The 6,220-nt window shown below is 72.9% G+C and carries 5 protein-coding genes; 3 read left to right on the forward strand and 2 right to left on the reverse strand.

The window, feature by feature from the left end; all coding sequences use genetic code 11:
• Positions 1-159: 159 nt before the first annotated feature.
• Entirely contained in the window at positions 160-579 is a 420-nt protein-coding gene (locus tag HG543_RS55190; protein WP_246356924.1) for a hypothetical protein, read from the reverse strand.
• Between HG543_RS55190 and HG543_RS55195 the strand changes: the two genes are divergently transcribed.
• Positions 557-832 carry an EF-hand domain-containing protein gene (locus HG543_RS55195; protein WP_343073325.1) on the forward strand — a complete coding sequence of 92 codons (276 nt, stop codon included), beginning with the start codon at positions 557-559 and terminating at the stop codon, positions 830-832. The two genes, HG543_RS55190 and HG543_RS55195, sit on opposite strands and share 23 nt — an antisense overlap.
• On the opposite strand, the gene HG543_RS11375 is transcribed toward HG543_RS55195, so the two are convergent.
• Positions 829-2,199 (reverse strand): hypothetical protein, encoded by a 1,371-nt coding sequence (locus HG543_RS11375; protein WP_169344741.1) that lies wholly within the window; start codon positions 2,197-2,199, stop codon positions 829-831. The two genes, HG543_RS55195 and HG543_RS11375, sit on opposite strands and share 4 nt — an antisense overlap.
• A 290-nt stretch (positions 2,200-2,489) precedes the next feature.
• Between HG543_RS11375 and HG543_RS11380 the strand changes: the two genes are divergently transcribed.
• Positions 2,490-5,276, forward strand: coding sequence for a response regulator (locus tag HG543_RS11380; RefSeq protein WP_169344742.1), 2,787 nt, complete (start codon positions 2,490-2,492; stop codon positions 5,274-5,276).
• Positions 5,277-5,400: 124 nt separating this feature from the next.
• A partial coding sequence (locus tag HG543_RS11385) for an FAD-dependent oxidoreductase (protein ID WP_169344743.1) occupies positions 5,401-6,220 on the forward strand: 820 nt, incomplete at its 3' end.

The following is a 6,220-nucleotide window of genomic DNA, read 5'->3' on the forward strand; positions in this document are numbered from 1 at the left end:
CCCGCGAGTTCCACTCCTGTCACGGGGGCGCGGATGTCCTTCCGTCCACGACCCGTGTTCCCCCGAACACCGCGGCGGCACCGGACTGTCACCCAGAGGCCCGCGGGCCGCGCGAGGGCCTCGGGTGACAGGGGGCTGCTGTCCCGCACCACGACAGCGCTACGATGCGTGCTTCCCAGGGAAGGGGCTCATCATGGCGACGAAGTCACGCAAGAGCAGTGCTGTGAAGAAGTCATCCCGACGCACCCCCGCCACGAAGAAGGCGGCCACCCGGAAGCCCGCCGCGAAGAAGACGGCCACGAGGAAGGCCCCCGCGAAGAAGGCGGCGGTGAAGAAGGCCGGTGCCCGGCCGACGTCCGCGAGGAAGGCGGCCACGAAGAAGTCCGCGGTGAAGCGGGCAGGTCCCGCGAAGAAGGCCGGTGCCCGGAAGCCCGCGAAGAGGGCCGTCCGGCGTCCCACCGGGGCGCGCCCGCGGACCGAGGCGCCGACCCCGACCGCGCCCGCGGCTCCGGAGGTGGGCCCGCGGCCGGCCACGGGCTCTCCGTTCGTGGAGCAGGTGGAGACCTCGTCCGCCGGCATCCAGCCGCTCGCCCCCGAGCACGCGGCGGTGGACGAGCTGACCAGCTCCGGCAACGAGCTGCTCGACATCTTCCAGCGCTATGACCGCAACCGCACCGGCTCCATCGAGCGCGCCGAGTTCGCCCGGCTGCTGGAGGCGCTCGGGCAGAACGTCACCGACGAGGAGCTGGAGATTGCCCTCGACACGGTGGATACCGACCGCACCGGGAAGATTTCCTGGCGCGAGTTCAAGGCGTGGTGGACCAGCCGCTAGAAGCGCATGAGCAGTCCGGGGCCGGCGGCGAGCGCGTCGTTGCGCCGGCCGGCGGGCATCACCACTGGCACGGGAACGGGCTGGAAGGCGCTGTCCGCCCGCGCGTCCTGCTGGGTGGGGCCCTCGGGCGCCAGGGCGGTGAGCAGGATGGTGATGGCGAAGGTGCCGGCCACGGTGCCCAGCACCGTCTTGGCCACCGTGACGTTGCTGACGTCCAGCCGCGAGCCGATGAGCAGCGCCGCCAGGCCCATGCCCGCGGGGAACAGGGTGGCGTCCCGGACGGAGGAGGGCGGAATCTCCAGTGGAATGGCCAGCACCCCACCCAGGAGCATCCCCGCCGCGGGCGCGATGAGCAGCGGCGTGTAGCGGAAGCGCTCCCCGGACTGGCGTGAGCCGATGTACTCGACGAGGCCGGTGGTGACGAAGGCGTAGAAGGTCGTCATGCCCACCAGCCCGGTGTCTCCGGCGCTGACGTCCTCGCCGCCGGCGGTGAGGAACAGCACACTGGCGACGCCCACCTGTGAGGTGGTGAGGGCCAGCAGGGCCCGCTGCCGGCTGTCCAAATCCCAGCCGTTGGCGGCGCTCACCCCCGCCATGAGGCCCAGCGTGGAGGCGCTCGCGGCGAGCAGCGACTCGTTGCGCTTCACGGGGACGAAGTACTGGTACAGGGTGCTCGCCGTGCCGAGTGTGAGCGCGCCCAGCATCGCGCCCGCGTAGGCGTTGTCGCTCCGGCCGTTCGGGTCGTCGTACGTGTCGCCGAGCATGCCTCCCAGCACCATGCCGCCCACCGCCTGGGTGAGCACGAGCGTGGGGCCCCCGGAGTCGGCGGACAGGCGGCTGTAGCGCCGCGGGCGCTTCGGCGCCGGGGCCACCTTCAGGGGTGGTGGTGACTGTCGCGGCTCGGAGCCTTGGACCGTGGGCGCCTCGTGGAACCCCGGCTCCGTCGGGCGGGCCGTGGGGGGCGGCACCTGGAAGCTCGGCTCGGCCGTGCGGGGAGGGACCTCCTGGAGCCCCGGCTCCGTCGGGCGGGGCGTGGGCGCCGGCAGCTCCTGGAACCCCGGCTCCGCCGTGCGGGTGGGGACCTCCTGGAGTCCGGGCTCGGCGGGGCGGGCCGTGGGCGCCGTCACCTCCTGGAGTCCGGGCTCGGCGGGGCGGGCCGTGGGCGCCGGCGCCTCCCGCGGCTCCGACGCGTTCCCGGCGGGGGCGTTGAACGAGGAGGGCGTGGCCCATTCGGGCTCGTCCGGGGCCGAGGGCGAGGACGTCAGGGGCGGCGGCGGGAGCGACTCCTGCGGAGAGGAAACGGCGGCCGGCTGCTGGGCGCTCGCGAGCGTGGCGGCGAGCCCCAACAGGAGGGCGATGGAACGCATGGGGTGGCTCCTGGACGGGCCCATCTTCATGGAGTCGGACCCTCTGGGGGAAGCATGGGCCACCGGGGTTCCGGGGACCCCGCCCGGGACGCGGGATGACGGCCCCGGGTCTTCCGAGCCTGCTCCCTCCTGAACCGAGCATCACCCTCCGGCGGGCGGCCTCGGCATTCCTCCGGGCCGCGCACTCCTGCGCCGGGCAGGTGTCTGGCATGATGCAGTCACGTTGCCCGCCGTCCGTCGCATGAGGTGACGCCGGGCCGAGCTGACCTACACTGGTTGTAGGGGGAAGGGTGTCCGACCTGGCGTCCAGCGCACATTCCGCCGTGTTCGAGCATGCGCGTGACGCCGTGCTCGTGCTCGACCCCGCGCAGCGGATTCAGGAGGTCAACCGCGCCGCGGAGCGGTTCTTCGGCCCGCGCGCGGAGCTGCGGGGCCACCCCGTGACGCACGTGCTCGCCGGCTGGCGTCCTCCCGAGCCGCGCGCCTCCTCCGACACGCCCCACGAGACGGAGCTCGCCGGCCAGCGGCCCGGTGGCGGGCAGGTCTACTACCTGCGCGTGCTGACGCTGACCCTGCCCGGCACGGAAGGGGCGAGCGGGGGCTGGGTGCTGCAGCTCCAGGACATGACGGGCTCGCTGGAGGTGGAAGCCTCCATCCGCCAGCAGAAGGAGTTCTTCGAGGCGGTGGTGCGCAACAGCCCCGTGGCCATCGTCACCATCACCCGCCAGTTCCGCGTGCTGTCGTGGAACCCGGAGGCGGAGCGGCTCTTCGGGTACACGCCGCAGGAGGCGCTCGGGCGGCACATCTTCGAGCTCGTGGCCACCGAGCCCACCGTGCTCCCCGAGGCGGAGAAGGCCAGCAAGGAGGTCCTCTCGCGGGGCCGCGTCCACTCCGTCACCCGGCGCGTGCGCAAGAATGGCAGCGTGGTGGACGTGGAGCTGCTGGCGCTGCCGGTCTCCGTGGGCGGGCGGCAGCTCGGCTTCATCGCCATCTACCACGACATCACCGACCTGCAGCGGGCCCGCCAGGCGGCCGAGGCCGCCAACCAGGCCAAGAGCCTCTTCCTGGCCACGATGAGCCACGAAATCCGCACGCCGATGAACGCCATCATCGGCATGACGGGGCTCCTGCTGGACACCGGCCTGACGGAGGAGCAGCGCGACTTCGTCTCCACCATCCGCCAGAGCAGCGAGGCGCTGCTCACCCTGCTCAACGACGTGCTGGACTTCTCCAAGATCGAAGCCGGCCGCTTCGAGACGGAGCGGCACCCCTTCGACCTGCGCCAGTGCGTGGAGTCGGTGCTGGACCTGCTCGCTGTGCGCGCCAGCGAGAAGGGGCTGGACCTGGCGTGTGACATCGCGCCGCACCTGCCGCAGATTCTCGTGGGCGACGCGTCGCGCCTGCGCCAGGTGCTCCTCAACCTGGTGGGCAACGCCCTCAAGTTCACCGAGCGCGGCGGCGCCGTGGTGTCGGTGGACGGCATGCGGGGCGGCGCGGAGAGCGCGCCCTGGGAGCTGACCTTCACGGTGCAGGACACCGGGCCGGGCATCCCGGAGGACATGCGCGCGGGGCTGTTCCAGCCCTTCAACCAGCTCGACGCGTCCGTGTCCCGGCGCTTCGGAGGCACGGGGTTGGGGCTGGCCATCAGCAAGCGGCTCGTGGAGGCCATGGGCGGCCGCATCTGGGTGGAGCGCGAGAGCGTGGGCGGCATCGGCACCACCTTCCGTTTCTCGCTCAGCGTGCAGGCCGCCGCGCAGCAGCCCGCCATCCACGTGCCCCCGGAGCAGCCCCTGTTGCAGGGCCGGCGCGTGCTCATCGTGGACGACAACGCCATCAACCGGCGCCTGCTGGGGCGGCAGCTCCAGCAGTGGGGCATCGAGTCGGTGGAGACGGCGTCGGGGCCGGATGCGCTGGCGCGGCTGCAGGCCGGGGCGCGCTTCGACGTGGCCCTCATCGACCACCAGATGCCGGGGCTGGACGGGCCGGCGCTGGCGGCGCGCATCCGCCAGTGGGGCGACATGCGCACGCTGCCGCTGCTGCTGCTCACCTCGCCCGGCCGCCGCGGCGTCACCCCGGAGGGACTGTTCTCCGCGGTGCTGTCCCGCCCGGTGAAGGCCTCGCAGCTCCATGACGCCCTGATGTCGTGCTTCTCGCACGACGTGGCGAGGCAGGCGCATGCCGCCCGCGTGGAGCGCCTCCCGCCGCGCCCGGGGCCCTTCCCCGGCGAGCGGCCCGGAGACCGGCTGCCCCTGGACATCCTCCTGGTGGAGGACAACCCCACCAACCAGAAGCTGGCGCTGCTGGTGCTGGAGCGGCTCGGCTACCGCCCGCAGGTGGCCAGCAACGGGCGCGAGGCGGTGCGCCTGGCGTCCCAGCAGCGCTTCGACGTCGTGCTGATGGACCTGCAGATGCCGGAGATGGACGGGCTGGAGGCCACCCGCCGCATCCGCGCGGAGCTGCCGCCCCACGCGCAGCCGTGGATCATCGCCATGACGGCCAACGCCATGGACTCGGACCGCGAGCAGTGCTTCGCGGTGGGCATGGACGACTTCCTGGGCAAGCCCATCCGCGTGGAGGCGCTGTCCTCCTCGCTGCTGCGCTGTCAGCCCCGCCGCGCCGACGTCGTGAAGGCCCCGCCTCCGGGCCCCGCGCCGGTGCCGCCGCCGTCCCCCCTGGACTCGGACGACCTGCCGGAGGTGGCGCGCATCCCCGGCCTGGAGCCGGCCGCGCTCTCCCGCCTGTGGAGGGAGCTGGGGGCGCAGTCGGGGCAGATTCTCCCGGAGCTCATCGAGACCGCCATGCACAGCATGCCGGCGCTGCTCGACGATGCCTTCTCCGCGCTGGCCCGGGGGAAGGTGGACGACCTGGGCCGGGCCGCCCACACGCTCAAGTCCAACGCGGCCTGGTTCGGGGCCACGGCGCTGGAAATGCAGTGCCGCGATATCGAGCTGCGCGCCGACACGGGCAACCTGGACGGCATGGCGGAGCGGCTGGAGCGCTGCCGGGCGGAGCTGGACGGAGCGCGGAGCCTGCTGGGGCGCCTGCGCGACAGCATCCTCTCCCTGGCACGGAGCTGAGCCGGACTGTCCGCTGGAGCGAATCCGGGCTCCGGGGCTGGACACTTCCGGTGCGGCGCGGGCCCGCCAGGGACTATCTCTGCCGGGACGACGCGCGCTTCGCGCCCCGGGAGGAGAGAGGACCATGGCCCGTTACGACTTCGACCTGTTCACGATTGGCGGTGGCTCCGGGGGCGTGGCGGCGAGCCGCCGGGCGGGCTCCTACGGGGCGCGGGTGGGGCTGTGCGAGGACCGCGATTTGGGCGGCACCTGCGTGCACCGGGGCTGCGTGCCCAAGAAGCTGCTGGTGTACGGCTCGCACTTCCACGAGGAGTTCCAGGACGCGGCCGGCTACGGGTGGACGGTGCAGGAGCCCACCTTCGACTGGGCGCGGCTGCGCGAGGCGAAGGACCAGGAGCTGGACCGGCTGCGCGGCGTGTACGCGCGCCTCTTGCGCGACTCGGGGGTGACGGCGGTGGAGGGGCGCGGGCGGCTGGTGGACGCGCACACGGTGGAGGTGAACGGCAAGCACTACACGGCGGAGCGCATCCTGGTGGCCACCGGCTCGCGGCCGTACCTGCCCGCGGACGTGGCGGGCATCGAGCACGCCCTCACCTCGGATGACGCGCTGGCCTTTCCCCAGGTGCCCAAGCGGCTGGCGATTGTCGGCGGCGGGTACATCGGCGTGGAGCTGGCGTGCATCTTCCACGGGTTCGGCTCCAAGGTGACGGTCATCATCCGCGGCCCCACGGTGCTGGGCGGCTTCGACGATGACGTGCGCGCCTTCCTCACGGGGGAGATGCGCAAGAAGGGCATCGAGCTGCAGACGGACACCTTCATCCGCGACATCGAGAAGCGCGGGGACGGGGTGAGCCTGCTGACGCGCGGGGGCGACACGATTGAGGCGGACGCGGTGCTGTACGCCACGGGCCGGGTGCCGAACTCGGGCGGGCTGGGGCTGGAGG

The sequence above is a fragment of the Pyxidicoccus fallax genome (assembly GCF_012933655.1).
Classification (GTDB): domain Bacteria; phylum Myxococcota; class Myxococcia; order Myxococcales; family Myxococcaceae; genus Myxococcus; species Myxococcus fallax.

What these genes read in the sequence shown, in the direction of transcription:
- HG543_RS55190 (WP_246356924.1), bottom strand. Translation starts at nt 579, where the DNA reads ATGCCGGCGGACGAGGTCTCCACCTGCTCCACGAACGGAGAGCCCGTG.
- HG543_RS11375 (WP_169344741.1), bottom strand. Translation starts at nt 2,199, where the DNA reads ATGCGTTCCATCGCCCTCCTGTTGGGGCTCGCCGCCACGCTCGCGAGC.